This is a genomic window from Streptomyces sp. NPDC030838 (genome assembly GCF_055572035.1).
The window spans coordinates 415,665-431,010 of record NZ_JBVIED010000005.1; the positions used below are offsets into that span (position 1 = coordinate 415,665).

At 74.6% G+C, this 15,346-nt stretch carries 7 protein-coding genes; 6 read left to right on the forward strand and 1 reads right to left on the reverse strand.

Annotated features, from left to right (window positions below; all coding sequences use genetic code 11):
* Window positions 1-64: 64 nt before the first annotated feature.
* Window positions 65-1,798, reverse strand: coding sequence for a serine/threonine-protein kinase (locus ACZ42A_RS17400; protein ID WP_468528052.1), 1,734 nt, complete (start codon window positions 1,796-1,798; stop codon window positions 65-67).
* A 410-nt stretch (window positions 1,799-2,208) separates the two neighbouring features.
* Here ACZ42A_RS17400 and ACZ42A_RS17405 point away from each other — a divergent pair, with 410 nt between their 5' ends.
* The 6 genes from ACZ42A_RS17405 to ACZ42A_RS17430 all read left to right on the forward strand — a co-directional run bounded on the left by ACZ42A_RS17405 (window position 2,209) and on the right by ACZ42A_RS17430 (window position 15,345).
* Window positions 2,209-6,675, forward strand: coding sequence for an FHA domain-containing protein (locus ACZ42A_RS17405; protein ID WP_468528103.1), 4,467 nt, complete (start codon window positions 2,209-2,211; stop codon window positions 6,673-6,675).
* Window positions 6,676-6,946: 271 nt separating this feature from the next.
* Window positions 6,947-8,323: an ABC transporter substrate-binding protein gene (locus ACZ42A_RS17410; protein ID WP_468528053.1), complete on the forward strand. Its 1,377-nt coding sequence runs from the start codon at window positions 6,947-6,949 to the stop codon at window positions 8,321-8,323.
* 73 nt (window positions 8,324-8,396) lie between these two features.
* On the forward strand, window positions 8,397-9,680 hold the full coding sequence (locus ACZ42A_RS17415; RefSeq protein WP_468528054.1) for a carbohydrate ABC transporter permease: 1,284 nt from the start codon (window positions 8,397-8,399) through the stop codon (window positions 9,678-9,680).
* Complete coding sequence (locus ACZ42A_RS17420; protein ID WP_468528055.1) at window positions 9,677-10,543, forward strand: carbohydrate ABC transporter permease; 867 nt, start codon at window positions 9,677-9,679, stop codon at window positions 10,541-10,543. The genes ACZ42A_RS17415 and ACZ42A_RS17420 overlap by 4 nt, the downstream gene beginning before the upstream one ends.
* A 163-nt stretch (window positions 10,544-10,706) precedes the next feature.
* Window positions 10,707-12,983, forward strand: coding sequence for a bifunctional glycosyltransferase/CDP-glycerol:glycerophosphate glycerophosphotransferase (locus ACZ42A_RS17425; protein WP_468528056.1), 2,277 nt, complete (start codon window positions 10,707-10,709; stop codon window positions 12,981-12,983).
* A 163-nt stretch (window positions 12,984-13,146) separates the two neighbouring features.
* A complete protein-coding gene (locus tag ACZ42A_RS17430) occupies window positions 13,147-15,345 on the forward strand; it encodes a bifunctional glycosyltransferase/CDP-glycerol:glycerophosphate glycerophosphotransferase (RefSeq protein WP_468528057.1) in 2,199 nt (732 codons plus the stop codon).
* Window position 15,346 lies beyond the last annotated feature (1 nt).

Below are 15,346 nucleotides of genomic sequence, written 5' to 3' on the forward strand. Positions count from 1 at the left end.
GGGAGCCGGCCTTCACCGGGGAGGCGGAAATCACCCCTCGGGTGTCGACAAATAGACAGGCTCGCTACTGGCCGGAGCCCGTCCCGGAGCCGGTACCGGAACCGGAATCGCCGCCCAGGTCGCTGATCCAGTCCGTCACCGTGCCGACCCAGTCCGTGAGCTGCTCCCAGTAGCCCTTGCCGGTGCCGATCCACTCCTGGAGCGGACTCAGCTCCCAGATGAGCCAGCCGGCCACGAACAGGATGACGATCGTGAACAGGCAGCCCTTGAGGCAGCCAAGACCCGGGATGCGCATCGGGTTGGCGCTGCGCTGACGCGGCTGGCGCGGCTCCCGCGCGGGGCGCTGCGGCTCCGGCGGAGCGGGCGGGGCGTACCGCTGGGGCTGTTGGGGCTGCTGGGGCCGGCGCGGCGGGGCATACGGCTGCGGTTGCTGCTGTTGTTGCTGCTGCTGCTGCGGGTAGCCGTAACCGGGCGGCGGTCCCTGCTGCGGGCGCTGCTGGGGTCGCTGGGGCGGCTGCTGGGGCCGGGACACCTGCCGCTGGGGGCGGCGGCGCAGCGGGTCCTCGCTGGGGTCCAGGTACTGGATCTGCGTCTGCTCGTTACGGTCCCGCGCGGCCCGCAGCTGGGTCTGCCAGGGGTGCTCCCCCTGCCGGCCGTCCTGGCCCTGATGGCCCGGCTGGTGCGGGGGCACCGGCGGCATGACGGCCGTCGGGTCGGCGGCCCCGGTGTTCGGGAGTACGGCGGTGGGGTCGGCGGCGCCGGCCGGGCCGCCGGTGTGCGGCAGCACGCTGGTCGCGGCGTTCGGGTCGTACGCGCCCGGCGCGGAGCCCTGCGGGAGCACCTGCGTCGGGTCCGCCGCGCCCGCGGAGCCGGGCACCGCCGCGGGCGCCGGGTCGGGGGCGAGCAGCGCGCCGACGTTCTCGGCGGCGGCGATCTGCGCGGAGTTCGCGTGCACGCCGACGCCCTCGGCGACGACCCGAAGGCCGCGCGCGAGGTTCTCGGCGCTGGGGCGCTCGTCGGGGTTCTTGCGCAGGCAGCGCTCTATGACCGTCCACAGCGGTTCGGGGACGGTGGAGGGGCGGCGCGGTTCGGCGCTCAGGTGCTGGTGCAGCACCTCCAGGGCGGAGCTGCCGGAGAACGGCGGGCGGCCGGTGACCAGCTCGTAGAGGAGGATGCCCGCGCCGTAGATGTCGACCGCCGAGGTCTGCGGGCGGCCCTCCGCGGACTCCGGGGCCACGTACGCGGGCGTGCCGACGAACTCGCTGGTGCGGGTGAGGCCGGGCGAGTCGGCGAGGCGGGCGATGCCGAAGTCGGTCAGCATCGGGTGCATCTGGCCGCCGTTCTGCTGGAGCAGGACGTTCGCCGGCTTCAGGTCGCGGTGGACCACTCCGTCGGCGTGGCTGGCGGCGAGCGCGTCGGCGATCTGGGCGGTGAGCAGGGCCGCGGCGACCGGGGTGAAGGGGCCGTTCTCGCGCAGGTAGCGGTGCAGGTCGGGGCCGTCGACGAGGTCCATGACCAGGGCGAGCAGATCGCCCTCGACGACCAGGTCGCGCACCCGGACGATGTTCGGGTGCGTCAGCCGGAGCAGCACCGAGCGCTCACGGAGGAACCGCATCACGACATCCGGGTCGCTCGCCAGCTCCTCCTTGAGGACCTTGATGGCGACGGTCTCGCCGGGCTGTCCGGGCACGGCCGCCTCGGCGCCCGCGGTCTCCCGCTGGCGGGCCCGCCAGACGGTGCCCGTGGCGCCGCGTCCGAGCGGCTCCTCGAGCAGGTACTTGCTGCCGACTGGCCGCACGTCACGCGCTCCCTGCTGCTTGCCTTGCCTGATGGTCGGTGTTCCGACCCACTGTAGTGCCGTGGTCCGACAGACCGGGCTGTCCTCTTTCCGTGGGCCCGGGCACGCGCCCGTACGCGGTGTCGCCCTCGGTCCTGTGGGTCTACGTACGCGTTCCCGCGCACGTTCGAAGGAAAGACGCTCGCCTCGGTCTCCAGGTTGCCGAAAGCGGACGTGACCGATCTCAACCGGTCGCCGGTGCCGCCCCTGGCAGGCACTTTTGCGGGCAGAGCCGACCAATCAAGATCACTTCTGCCGGAGCGGCGGGCGTGTTGTCGGTGACAGGTGCGAGGATGCGTGCAGTTACTGGCCGACGTGCTCGTGTGGGGTGGGGGACCTCCGCGCCCGCGCAGAAGGGACCGCTGACGGCGATGCAGATCCGGCTGACCGTCGTAGACCCGCTGGGCCCGCCCTCGGCCGAGGCGCGGGGCCGCGCCGCGAGCCGCGACGTGCTGGTCACCGCGCCCGCCGGCACGGCCCTCTCGGCGGTCGCCTCGGCGCTGGCCTCGGCGGTCACCGGCGACGCCGCCCAGCCTGGCCCGGTGGTGCTGTACGCCGGCGCTGAGCGCCTCGACGACCGCCGCTGCACCCTCGGCGAGCCGCCGCTGCTGGACGGCGCCGTGCTCTCCCTGGGCGCGCCCGCCGACCCGGAGCCGCACCCCGAGGTCGACGACGCCCCGGCCCGCCTCGACGTGGTCGCCGGGCCCGACGCGGGCGGGGTGCATCTGCTGCACGGCGGCCGTATCGACATCGGCCGCTCCGCCGACGCGGACGTCCCGCTCGACGACCCGGACGTCTCCCGGCTGCACTGCGCGGTGACCCTGTCCCCCGACGGCCGCGTCACCGTCGCCGACCTCGGCTCCACCAACGGCACCACCCTGGACGGCGTCCGCGTGGACTCCCGCCCGGTGCGGCTCGCGCCGGGCGCGCTGCTGCGTCTCGGCGAGTCGGCCCTGCGGCTCGCCCCGGCCGGAGGGCCGGGGGCCCGGCGGGGCACGACACCGGACGGGGAGGGACACGTCCGGGTCGCTCCGGCGCCCGCCTCCGCCGGCCTCCCGGAGGCCCCCGAGAGCCACACGCGCGCGGACGGCCCCGCCGACGAGCAGCGGCCCGGCCGGGGGCCGTCGGCCGCCCAGGAGCACACGCCCGTCGAACCGCCCGTCAGGCCGCCGGTCGTCCCGGGGCAGGGCGGGGCACCGCGGATCGAGGAGCGCCGCGCGGCCGGGCGCCCGCCCGGGGCCCGCCTGGTGCCGCCCGCCCAGCCGCCGGCCGACGGCGGCACACACGGCGGACGCCAGGGCGTACCCGACCTGGGCGGCACACCGGCCGCCCACCGAGGCACCCAGGAAGCCGCCCACCCGCACGGTTCCGGGGCACCCCAGCCGCCGCACTCCGGGCGCAGGCGCGGGGGCCTCGGCGCCTGGGCGCGCCGCCTGACCGGCGGGCGCGGCGAGCAGCCGACGGCGGCCGGACCGGAGGCGTACGACGAGGAGGCGGCCGGTACGCCCCTCCCGCCGGCCTACGTCGGTCCCCGTCTGCCGGAGACCTGGCCGGACCCGGCGGCCCTGCTGCTGACCGCGCTCGGTCCCGGGCCCCGGTTGTGGGAGCGCGGGCCGGGCCACCCGGAGGCGCTGACCGTGCGGCTCGGCACGGCCGACCGGGCGGCGCCCGACGGCTCCGGGCTGCTGCCCGCCGTGCCGGTGACCGCCGACCTGCGCGAGGCCGGGGCGCTGGGCCTGGCCGGACCGCGCCCGCGGCTCGCCGGGCTGGCCCGCGCGGTGCTCGCGCAGCTGGCCGCGCTGCACTCCCCCTCGACCCTGGAGATCGTGCTGGTCAGCACCGACCGCTCCCGCTCGGTGGCCGAGCGCACCGCGGAGTGGTCCTGGCTCGGCTGGCTCCCGCAGGTCCGCCCGGGACACGGCCAAGACTGCCGTCTCCTCCTCGCCTACGACCGCGAACAGGCCACGGCCCGCACCGACGAACTCCTGCGCCGCCTGGAGGACCACCTCACGGACCGCTCGGGCGGTAGCCGTCCGGCCACGGCGGCCGCCGACGGATATCAGGGCTCGGCGGCGCACGGCCTGCCCGGCGGTCCCGGCGCGGGCGGCGGCCCTCGGCCCACGGCGACCGACGGCAGCGCGCCGACCGGTGCCAGGCACCCCGCAGCGGCTGCCGACGCGGGCCCGAGCGCGGCGGCGCACCACCACCTGCCGGGCGCCGCCGACGCGACAGCACACGGGCTCCCGGGTGGCCCCGGCACGGGCAACGGCCCCCACCCCGCGGCGGCCGATGGCGGCACCCCGCCGGGTTCGGGGCGCCCGGCTGCGGACGCGGATCCGGGCTCGGCGGCGCACGGCCTGCCGACCGCAGCCGGTCCGGGCACGGCGCACCACACGCCGGGCAGCTCCGGCACGACAGCACGCGGCTTCCCGGGCAGCCCCGGCACGGGCGGCGGGCCTCGGTCCGCGGCAGCCAACGGCAGCGCCCCGACCAGTCCCGCGCACCCCGCAGGGACCGCGGACGGGCGACCGCGCGGCGGCCCTCGCTTCGCGGCGACCGATGGCAGCGCCACGGCCGGTTCCGCGCACCTCTCGGCGGCTGCCGACGCGGGTCCCGGCACGGCGGCGCACCGCACGCCCGGCAGCCCGGGCGCGGCAGCACACGGCCTGCCGGGCGGCCCCGGCGCGGGCAGTGACCCTCGGTCCGCGGCAACCAACAGCAGCGCCCCGACCAGTCCCACGCACCCCGCAGGGACCGCGGACGCGGGCCCGAGCACTGCGGCGCATGGCATGCCGGGCAGCTCCGGCGCGGCAGCACACGGCCTGCCGGGAGGTCCCGGCGCGGGCAGTGACCCTCGGTCCGCGGCGCCCCACGCCGACGTCCCCACCCGTACCGGGCGCCCCGCAGGGGCCGCCGACGGCGGTCCGGGCACGGCGGCGCACCGCCTGCCGGGCAGCCCCGGCACGGGCGGCAGCCCTCGTTTCGCGGCGGCCGACGGCAGCGCCACGGCCGGTCCTGGGCAGCACGCAGGGGCCGCCACCGCGGGCCCGGACTCGGCGGCGCACCGCCTGCCCGCCCCGGCCGGACCGGGCGCGGCAGCCCACGGCCTGCCGGCCGACCCCGGCGCGGGCAACGGCCCCCACCCCGCAGCAGCGGACCTCCCCCGGCCCGAGGCAACCGCCGCCCCCGCCCGCGGAGCGGCACGGCGTCCCTCGTGGGCCCGGCCGGACGGGGCCGAGGGTGGCTTCCGGGGGCCGTACACCGTCGTCGTGGTGGACGGGGACCCCGGGAGTGCGGGGCTGCGGGACGCGGTGGCGCGGCTGGCGGTGGAGGGACCGCGGGCCGGGATCCATGTGGTGTGCCTGGCCGAGACGGACCCCGCCTCGCCCGCGTCGCCGGTGACGGAGACGTACGAGGCGGCCTGCGCGGCGGCGCCGACGTTCCGGCAGTGCGGGGCGGTGGCGCTGCTCAGCGGCGATGTGGCGACGGCGCTGCGGCTGCTGCGGGTGGCCCCGGCGGAGGGGACCGCCCCCGCCGGTCCCGTCGGCCACGGCACGATAGCCACCGTCGACGCCGTCTCCCCCGCGTGGGCCGAGCGGTTCGCGCGGGCGCTGGCGCCGCTGCGGCCGGACGGCTCCGGCGGCGAGCGGCAGGCGCGGGTGTCCGCACCGCTGCCCCAGTCGGCCCGGCTGCTGGACGAGCTGGGGCTGGCCCGGGCCACCCCGGCGTCGCTGATGGCCCGCTGGGCGGACGCGGCCGACGACACCCGGGCGCTCGGCGGGCGGGCCTGGGCGGTGCTGGGGGCCGGTCCGCGTGGGCCGGTGGGTGTGGACCTCGTGGCGGACGGGCCGCATCTGCTGATCGAGGGCCCGGCGGGCAGCGGGCGTACGGAGCTGCTGCGCGCGATCGTCGCCTCGCTGGCCGCCGCCGAGCGGCCCGACCGGCTGGGCATCGTGCTGATGGACGGCCGGGACAGCGTGGGCACGGGCCCGGCGCACGGCGAGGGGCTGCGCGTCTGCACCGACGTACCGCACGTCACCACCCATCTCACCGCCAACGACCCCGTCCGCATGCGGGAGTTCGCGCAGTCGCTGAGCGCCGAGCTGAAGCGGCGGGCGGAGCTGCTGGGCCGCTCGGACTTCATCGAGTGGCACACCGGCCGGGAGCTGGCGGGTCGTATGGTCACGCAGCGCCAGGCACCCCAGCAGACGCCGGGACAGGCGCCGGGGGCCCATGATTCCGGCGCCGCGGACCTGGACGCGCCGCCCAGTTCCACGCTGCGGCTGCGGCCGGGCGGGGCGCGCCGGCAGGCCGACGCGGCGCCGCCGCTGCCGCGGCTCGTGGTCGTCGTGGACGACCTGGACGCGCTGGTCTCGCCCGCGCTCGGCTCCCCGGGACGCCCCGCGGCCGGGTCGGTCGTACGGGCGCTGGACGCGGTGGCCCGGGAGGGCGAGCGGCTGGGCGTGCATCTGGTCGCGGCGGCCGGACCGGGCGGTCGTACGGCCGAGTCGGAGGCGGCGCGGCGGGCGCGGCTGCGGATCGTGCTGGAGGCACCGGCGGCGGGTCCGGACGAGCCGGCGCCGGGGCGCGGGCGGCTGACCGGGCCCGACGGCCGGAGCACGCCGTTCCAGGGCGGGCGGGTCACGGGGCGCATTCCGCGCACCGCGACCCTGCGGCCGACGGTCGTCCCCCTGGACTGGCACCGCATGGGCGACCCGCCGGCCCGCCGCCCGGTGCGGGAGCTGGGCAACGGTCCGACGGACCTGGCCCTGCTGGCCAGCGCGCTGGAGCGGGCGGCCCGGGAGGTGTCGGCGTCCCAGGTGCCGTCGCTGCTGTAGTCGCGGGCCGGGCCCTGTCGTTCGGATCGACCCGGCGTCGCGAGGCGATCCGGACGACGGCGATCCGGACGACGGCGATCCGAAAACGGCGATCCACACAACAGGGCCTACGCGAAGCGACGGTCCCGGGCCGCGCCGACCCGAGTCACAGCGCGGTCACGATCACCCCCTTGACACGGTTCGCGCCCTTGCCGACCCCCGTCACCCGGCGTAGACCAGTGCTCACGGAGCAGCGCTGGACGTTCGACGAGGAACGAAGAACGGGGCCGTGATGCACAGCGAGAGCAGCACCAGCCGGACGACGACACGCAGGGCGGCGCGAACCGCCGCAGCCCTCCTCGCGGGAGCGCTCGCGCTCACCGCCTGTGGCGGCGAGGACAAGGACAGCGAGACCAAAGACGGCGGCGGCACCGAGACGACCGCCACGGTGAAACTCCCCAAGCTGGACGGCGAGTCCCTGGAGGTCGCCGCCGTCTGGACCGGCCCGGAGCAGGCCAACTTCAAGAAGGTGCTCGCGGAGTTCGAGAAGCGGACCGGTGCGAAGGTCACCTTCGTCCCCGCGCAGGACCCGATCATCAACTTTCTCGGTTCCAAGATCGCCGGTGGCCAGCCGCCGGACGTCGCGATGCTGCCGCAGCCGGGCGCCATCAAGCAGGCCGTCGACAAGGGCTGGGCCAAGCCGCTGGGCGCGGAGGCGCAGGCCGAGTTGGCGAAGAACTTCTCGCCGGGCTGGCAGGACATCGGCAAGGTCGACGGCAAGCAGTACGGCGTCTACTACAAGGCCGCCAACAAGTCCCTGATCTGGTACAACACCCAGGTCTTCGAGAACGCGGGCGCCCAGGAGCCCAAGACCTGGGACGAGCTTCTCACCACCGCGCAGACCATCTACGACTCCGGTGTCACGCCCTTCTCCGTCGGCGGCGCGGACGGCTGGACCCTCACCGACTGGTTCGAGAACGTCTATCTCTCCCAGGCGGGGCCGGAGAAGTACGACCAGCTGGCCAAGCACGAGATCAAGTGGACGGACCCCTCCGTCAAGGAGGCGCTGACCACGCTCGCGCAGATTTGGGGCAAGCAGGACTACCTCGCGGGCGGCGCGAGCGGCGCGCTGCAGACCGAGTTCCCTGCCTCCGTCACCCAGACCTTCACCGGCGGCGACCAGCCGAAGGCCGGCATGGTCTACGAGGGCGACTTCGTGCAGGTCAACATCGCCGAGACGGAGGCGGAGGTCGGCACCGATGCGAAGGTCTTCCCCTTCCCCGCCGTCGGTGACACCGCGCCCGTCGTCTCCGGCGGCGACGCGGCCGTGATCCTGGAGGACTCGAAGGCCGCGCAGGCCCTGGCCACCTTCCTGGCCTCCCCGGACGCGGCGACGATCCAGGCGAAGCTCGGCGGCTATCTCTCGCCGAACAAGAACGTGGACCCGTCGGCGTATCCGAACGCGGTGCAGCAGGAGATGGCCAAGTCGCTGATCGCGGCCGGTGACGACTTCCGCTTCGACATGTCGGACCAGGCGCCCCAGGCCTTCGGCGGCACCCCCGGCAAGGGCGAGTGGAAGGCGCTGCAGGACTTCCTGAAGAACCCGAAGGACATCGCCGGCACCCAGCGGCGGCTGGAGGCCGACGCGGCCGCGGCGTACGGGGACTGAGCCGGCGATGGCCTCGCCGGCGCCCTCGGCGGGGGTCCCTCCGACCCCCGCCGTTCCCCCCACGCGCAAGAGCGTGACCGGCACCCGCACCACCATCGCGGCGCTCTTCCTGCTGCCCGCCCTGGTGCTGCTCGGCGCGCTCGTGGTCTACCCGATCGGGTACTCGGTCGTCCGCAGCTTCTACGACCAGTCCGGCGACGGCTTCGCCGGATTCGACAACTACCAGGCCCTGTTCACCGACGACGGCATCCGCACCGCGCTGAAGAACAACATCATCTGGGTGGTGTTCGCGCCGACCGTCGCGACCGCGCTCGGTCTGATCTTCGCGGTGCTGACCGAACGGGTGCGCTGGGGCACCGCGTTCAAGCTGGTCGTCTTCATGCCGATGGCCATCTCGATGCTCGCCGCGGGCATCATCTTCCGGCTGGTGTACGACCAGGACCCGGACAAGGGCGTCGCCAACGCCGTGTGGGTGGGCGTGCACGACACGTTCGCCCAGTCGTCGGCGTTCCCGAAGGCGCACCCGGGCCGCGAGTCGCCGCTGGAGGCGGCGGGCGGGGGTGCGTTCGTCACCAGGGAGCCGGTCCGCCTCGGCGATCCGGTGGCCCTGCCGCTGGTGGGCGTGGCGCCCGATCTCATGCCGGACGGTGCCGAACCGGCCCGCCCGGCACCGGACGACCCCGGGAAGATCACCGGCACCACCTGGCAGGACTTCACCCGCGGCAAGGGCGTGGGCACCCTCAACGCGCCCGACGCGTCCGAGGTCGGCTACGCCGGGATGAAGATCGAGGCGGTGAGGGACGGCAAGGTGGTCGCCTCCACGACGGCCGCCGACGACGGCACCTTCACGCTGCCCGCCTCCGCCGAGGGGGCGCTGCTGCGGCTGCCCGCGGACAACTTCAAGGAGCCGTACAACGGGCTCGACTGGCTCGGCCCGTCGCTGGTCACCCCGGCCATCATCGGGTCGTACATCTGGATGTGGGCGGGCTTCGCGATGGTGCTGATCGCGGCCGGTCTCGCGGGGGTGCCCCGGGAGCTGCTGGAGGCGGCGCGGGTGGACGGCGCCAACGAGTGGCAGGTGTTCCGGAGAGTCACCGTGCCGCTGCTCGCGCCCGTCCTCGCGGTCGTCACCGTGACGCTGATGATCAACGTCCTGAAGGTGTTCGACCTGGTCTTCATCATCGCCCCGGGCTCCTCGCAGGACGACGCGAACGTGCTCGCCCTGGAGCTGTACCGCAAGGGCTTCGCCGAGGACCAGCCGGGCATCGCCAGCGCCATCGCGGTGTTCCTGCTGCTGCTGGTGATCCCGGTGATGTGGTTCAACGTCCGGCGGCTCAGGCGGGAGGTACGGCGATGACGCCCACGTCGCAAAAGTCCCTGGCGGCACGGCTCGTCGAGAAGCTGAGCGGCGGCGCCGTCCGCGCCTTCTTGATCGTCGTGGGCCTGTTCTGGCTGGTGCCGACGATCGGTCTGCTGCTGTCCTCGCTGCGCAGCCCGGCGGACATGAACGAGAGCGGCTGGTGGACGGTGTTCACCGAGCCCGCCCAACTCACCGTCGACAGTTACCAGAAGCTGCTGGAGAACGGCGACATCACCGACTCCCTCGTCAACACGGTGCTCATCACGGTCCCGGCGACCGTGCTGGTCGTGGTGATCGGGGCGCTGGCGGGATACGCGTTCGCGTGGATGGAGTTCCCGGGCCGCGACTGGTGGTTCCTGGCCGTGGTGGGGCTGCTGGTGGTGCCGGTGCAGGTGGCGCTGATCCCGATCGCCGAACTGTTCGGCAACATCGGTCTGTTCGGATCCATCCTGGGCGTGATTCTCTTCCACGTCGGGTTCGGCCTGCCGTTCGCCGTGTTCCTGCTGCGGAACTTCTTCGCGGAGATTCCGCGCGAGCTGCTGGAGGCGGCCCGTCTCGACGGGGCGGGTGAACTGCGGCTGTTCGCACGGGTGGTGATGCCGCTGGGCGGACCCGCGGTCGCCAGCCTCGGCATCTTCCAGTTCCTGTGGGTGTGGAACGACATGCTGGTGGCGCTGGTGTTCACGGACGCCGGCAGCCAGCCGATCACGGTCGCGCTGCAGACGCAGGTACGGCAGTTCGGCAACAACATCGACGTGCTGGCACCCGGCGCGTTCATCTCGATGGTGGTGCCGCTGGCCGTGTTCTTCGCGTTCCAACGGCAGTTCGTGTCGGGCGTGATGGCGGGAGCCGTCAAGTAGCGGCTTCTTCAAGCCACTTCACAGGGACCGGCCGGAGTCACCGGCCGGTCCCTTCGCATTCACCCCGATTCCCCCGGATGCCGTACGGACCGTAACTCCTGGGCGCCAACGGCCGTTCCCGGGCAGAACGCCCGAGCAGACCCGCCGACCCTTGGATGTCCCCTTGCCCAGGTTCAGTGTCATCGTCCCCGCGTACCAGGTTCAGGCGTACCTGCACGAGTGCCTGGAATCGGTGCTCTCGCAGTCGTACCCCGATCTCGAACTGATCGCGGTGGACGACTGCTCGCCGGACGCCTGCGGCGAGATCATCGACGAGTTCGCGGCCCGCGACCCGCGCGTCAAGGCCGTCCACCTGCCGGAGAACGGCGGCCTGGGCCCCGCCCGCAACGCCGGGATGCGGGAGGCGAGCGGCGACTACCTGATCTTCCTCGACTCGGACGACACGCTCACCCCGGACGCCCTGCGCGCCATCGCCGACCGGCTGAAGGAGACCGGCGAACCGGACGTCCTGGTCTACGACTACGCCCGCACGTACTGGACCGGCGAGGCGGTCCGCAACAAGGCCTCCGGCCAGCTCACCGAGGAGGGCCCGGCCCCGTTCCGGCTGGAGGACCGGCCGGGTCTGCTGCGGCTGCTGATGGTGGCCTGGAACAAGGCGTACCGGCGGGAGTTCGTCGAGCAGGCGGCCCTGGCCTTCCCGCCCGGCTACTACGAGGACACGCCCTGGACCTACCCGGTGATGATGGCGGCGGAGTCGATCGCCACCCTCGACCGGGTCTGTGTGCACTACCGGCAGCGCCGCCGGGGCAGCATCCTGTCCACCACCAGCGACAAGCACTTCGACATCTTCGACCAGTACGACCGGGTCTTCACGTATCTCGAGACGCGCCCCGAACTCGCCCGGTGGCGCCCGCTGCTGTTCCGCCGCATGGTCGACCACCTGACGCTGGTGTACCGCAAGCCCGACCGTCTGCCGCGCCGCAGCCGCGCCGCGTTCCTGCGCCGGGCCCGCGCCCACTACCGCCGCTACCGGGTCCCTGACGCCCCCGTGCCGCTGCGCGCCCGCCTCCGCCACGCCTTCGTCCGGTTCGGCGCGCACCGCACCTTCCGCGCCCTGCACCTCGTCCTCGCCGCCCGCCGCCGTACGGCACGGCTCGCCCGGGGCCTGGCACGGGCCGTCCGGGCCGCCGCGCTCCGCCTGCACTACCGGATCCAGCTCCGGCTGCCCCTGCGCGCCGACCGGGCCGTGTTCGCCGCTTCCTGGGGCCGCGGGCACGGCTGCAACCCGGGCGCGCTGGAGGCCGCGGTCCGCGCGCACGCCCCGCACATCCGCACCGCCTGGATCGCCCGCCCCGAGCACCACCACACGATCCCGGCCGGCACCCGGCGCCTCACCCCGGGCACCGCCGCGTACTGGACGGCGCTGGCCCGCGCCAAGTACCTGGTCAACAACGTCAACTTCGACCACCGCGTGGTCAAGCGCCCCGGCCAGGTGTTCGTGCAGACCCAGCACGGCACGCCCCTGAAGCACATGGGCCTCGACCTCCAGGAACGCCCGGCGGCGGCCCGCGACATGGACTTCGCGCGGCTCCTGGACCGCGTCGACACCTGGGACTACGTGCTGTCCGCCAACCGCCACACCACCCTGACCTGGGAGCGCGTCTACCCCGGCCGCTACACCACGCTGGAGTACGGCTATCCCCGCAACGACGTCTTCCAGCAGGCGACCTCGGCGGACGTGGCGCGGGCCCGGGAGGCGCTGGGCATCCCGGAGGGCTCGGTCGCGATCCTGTACGCGCCGACCCACCGCGACCACCGTCGCACCCAGCGCACCGCCCTGGACCTGGACCGGGTGGTGCGCCGGCTGGGCCCGCGGTTCGTCGTCCTGGCCCGCGCCCACGCCCGGCACGGCGGCCCGCTCGCGGCCACGAACGGCCGGGTCGTCGACGTGACCGACCACCCGAGCGTGGAGTCGCTGTGCCTGGCCTCGGACGCCCTGCTCACCGACTACTCGTCGATCATGTTCGACTACGCCAACCTGGACCGCCCCATCGTGATCCACAGCCCCGACGACGACTGGGCGGCGTACCGGGCGGCCCGCGGCACCTACTTCGACCTGCGCTCCTTCCCGCCGGGCGCGGTCGCGCGCAGCGAGGACGAGCTGATCGACATCTTCGCCACCGGCCACTGGCGCGGCTCCCGCTCGACCCAGCTGCGCACCGCGTTCCGGGAGCGTTTCTGCCCGTACGACGACGGGCGCGCCGCGGAGCGGGTCGTACGCCATGTCTTCCTCGGGGAGCCGAAGGAGGCGGTCCCGCCGGTGATCCCGCTCGCCGAACGCCACCCCGTGCCGTCCGCCGCGGCCGCGCACCCGCGCAGCCCGCTGGCCACCGTGCCGCAACCTTCTGGTCCGCTCACCGTCACCGACGGCCGCCGATGACCGTTTCACCTTCCGGGAGTTCGTATGCCCCGCAGTTCGTCGCGGCCGACCCCGACCCGGCCGTCCACGTGGCGGCCGTCGGGGCGGCCCGGCCGTTCCTCACACGGTCCGAGGCGCGCTCCTTACGCACGACCCGGACCGGCACAACCACGGAAAGAGCAGAATGCCCCGCTTCAGCATCATCGTCCCGTCCCACGGGGTCGCGGGCCGGCTGGCCCAGGCGCTGGACTCGGTCCTCGCACAGTCCTTCGGCGACTTCGAGCTGATCCCGGTGTGCGACGGGCCCGGCTCCCCCGCGGCGGACGTCGCCGCCGCCCACGCCGAGCGGGACTCCCGGGTGGCCCCCGTCCACTCACCGCCATCGGCCGGACTCTCCGGGGCGCGCGGCGCCGGCACGCGGGCGGCGACGGGCGCGTATCTGCTGTTCCTCGATGGTGACGACATCCTGCTGCCGGGCGCGCTGACCACGCTGGACGCGCGGCTGACGCACACCGGCGACCTGGACGTCCTGCTCTTCGGCTACGAGCGGACCCCCTGGTGGGAAGGCGAGCCCACGCAGCCCGCGGCACCGCTGCTCGCCCAGGCCCCGTCCGGCGCCTTCCACCCCGACCGGGCGCCGCATCTGACCGGCGTCCAGCTGCCCGCGTGGAGCGCGGCCTACCGGCGGGCCTTCCTCACCGAGCGGAACATCACCTTCCCCGAGGGCCACTTCACGGACATCGGCTTCGGCGCGACCGTGATGGCGCGGGCCGAGCGGGTCGCGGTCCTGCGCGAGCCCGTCGTACGGCATCACATGCGGCGGCAGGGCAACCGGCTGTATCTGCCCGGCGAGCACCACGCGGAGCTGCTCGACCAGGCCGAGCGGGCGCTGGCGCTGGCCCCGGAGCTGTCCGCCGAGCGGGCGCACGCCCTGTTCGACCAGCTCTTCGCCACCGTCCTGAAGACCGCCGGCCACCCGCGCCGGCTGCCGCCGCGCGGCCGCCGCGCCTTCTTCCGCCGGGCGAGCAGGCTGTACCGGCGCCACCGCCCGGCCGGGCACCGCACCCCGGGCGGCAGCCTCGGGGTCCAGCACCGGCTGCTGGCGACCGGCACGTACACGGCGTTCCGGGTGCTGCGCGGCGCCAAGGAGTCGGCGGTGCGGGCCGGGGAGCAGCTGCCGCGCCCGCGCGGACTGCGCACCCGGCTGCTCTACCGCCGTCAGCTGCGCCGCCCGCTCGACCCCGACCTGGCGGTGTACTGCGCGTACTGGGGCCGCGGCTACGCCTGCAACCCGGCCGCCATCCACGCCAAGGCGCGCGAACTCGCCCCGCACGTCCGGTCGGTGTTCCTGGTGGAGGCCGACCAGGCGCACGCCATGCCGAAGGACGTCGACCACGCGATCATCGGCAGCCGCCGCTACTGGGAGGTGCTGGCCCGCGCCAAGTACCTGGTCAACAACGCCAACTTCGCCGAGGGCGTGGTCAAACGGCGGGGCAGCGTGCACGTGCAGACGCAGCACGGCACCCCGCTGAAGAAGATGGGCGTCGACCAGTCGACGTACCCGGTGGTGGCCGCGCAGACCGGCAGCTTCGCCAAGCTGCTGGGCCGGGTGGACCGCTGGGACTTCAACATCTCCTCCAACAGCCACTCCACACAGATGTGGGAGCGCGCCTTCCCCGGGTCGTACGAGCATCTGGAGTACGGCTATCCGCGCAACGACGTGTACTACACGGCGACCGCCGCCGACGTGGCCCGCGTGCGCCGGGAGCTGGGCGTGCCCGAGGGCAAGACGGCGGTGCTGTACGCGCCCACGCACCGCGACTGGCACACCGGCTTCGAGACCGGCCTCGACCTGGAGGCGTTCTGCGAGGCGGCCGGCGAGGACGTCGTCGTGCTGCTGCGCGCCCACTACTTCTACGACCGGGGTCGCTCCAAGGCCTCCGGCCGGATCATCGACGTCACCTCGCACCGCTCCTCCGAGGACGTCTGCCTGGCCGCCGACGCGCTGGTCACCGACTACTCGTCGATCATGTTCGACTACGCCAACCTGGACCGGCCGATCGTCGTGTACGCCGACGACTGGGAGGTCTACCGGGAGACGCGGGGCGTCTACTTCGACCTGATGCACTCCCCGCCCGGCCCGGTCGCGCACACCCCGGAGGAGCTGGCGCGGATCTTCCGGGACGGCTCCTGGGCGGGCGAGGAGTCGCGGACGCTGCGGGCCGCCTTCCGGGAGCGGTTCTGCGAGTACGACGACGGACGGGCCGCGGAGCGGGTGGTGCGCCGGGTGTTCCTCGGCGAGCCGCCGGAGGCGATCCCGCCGGTGATCCCGCTCGCCGAGCGCATCCCCGCACCCGCCGCGACGACCCTCGTAAGGAACTGAC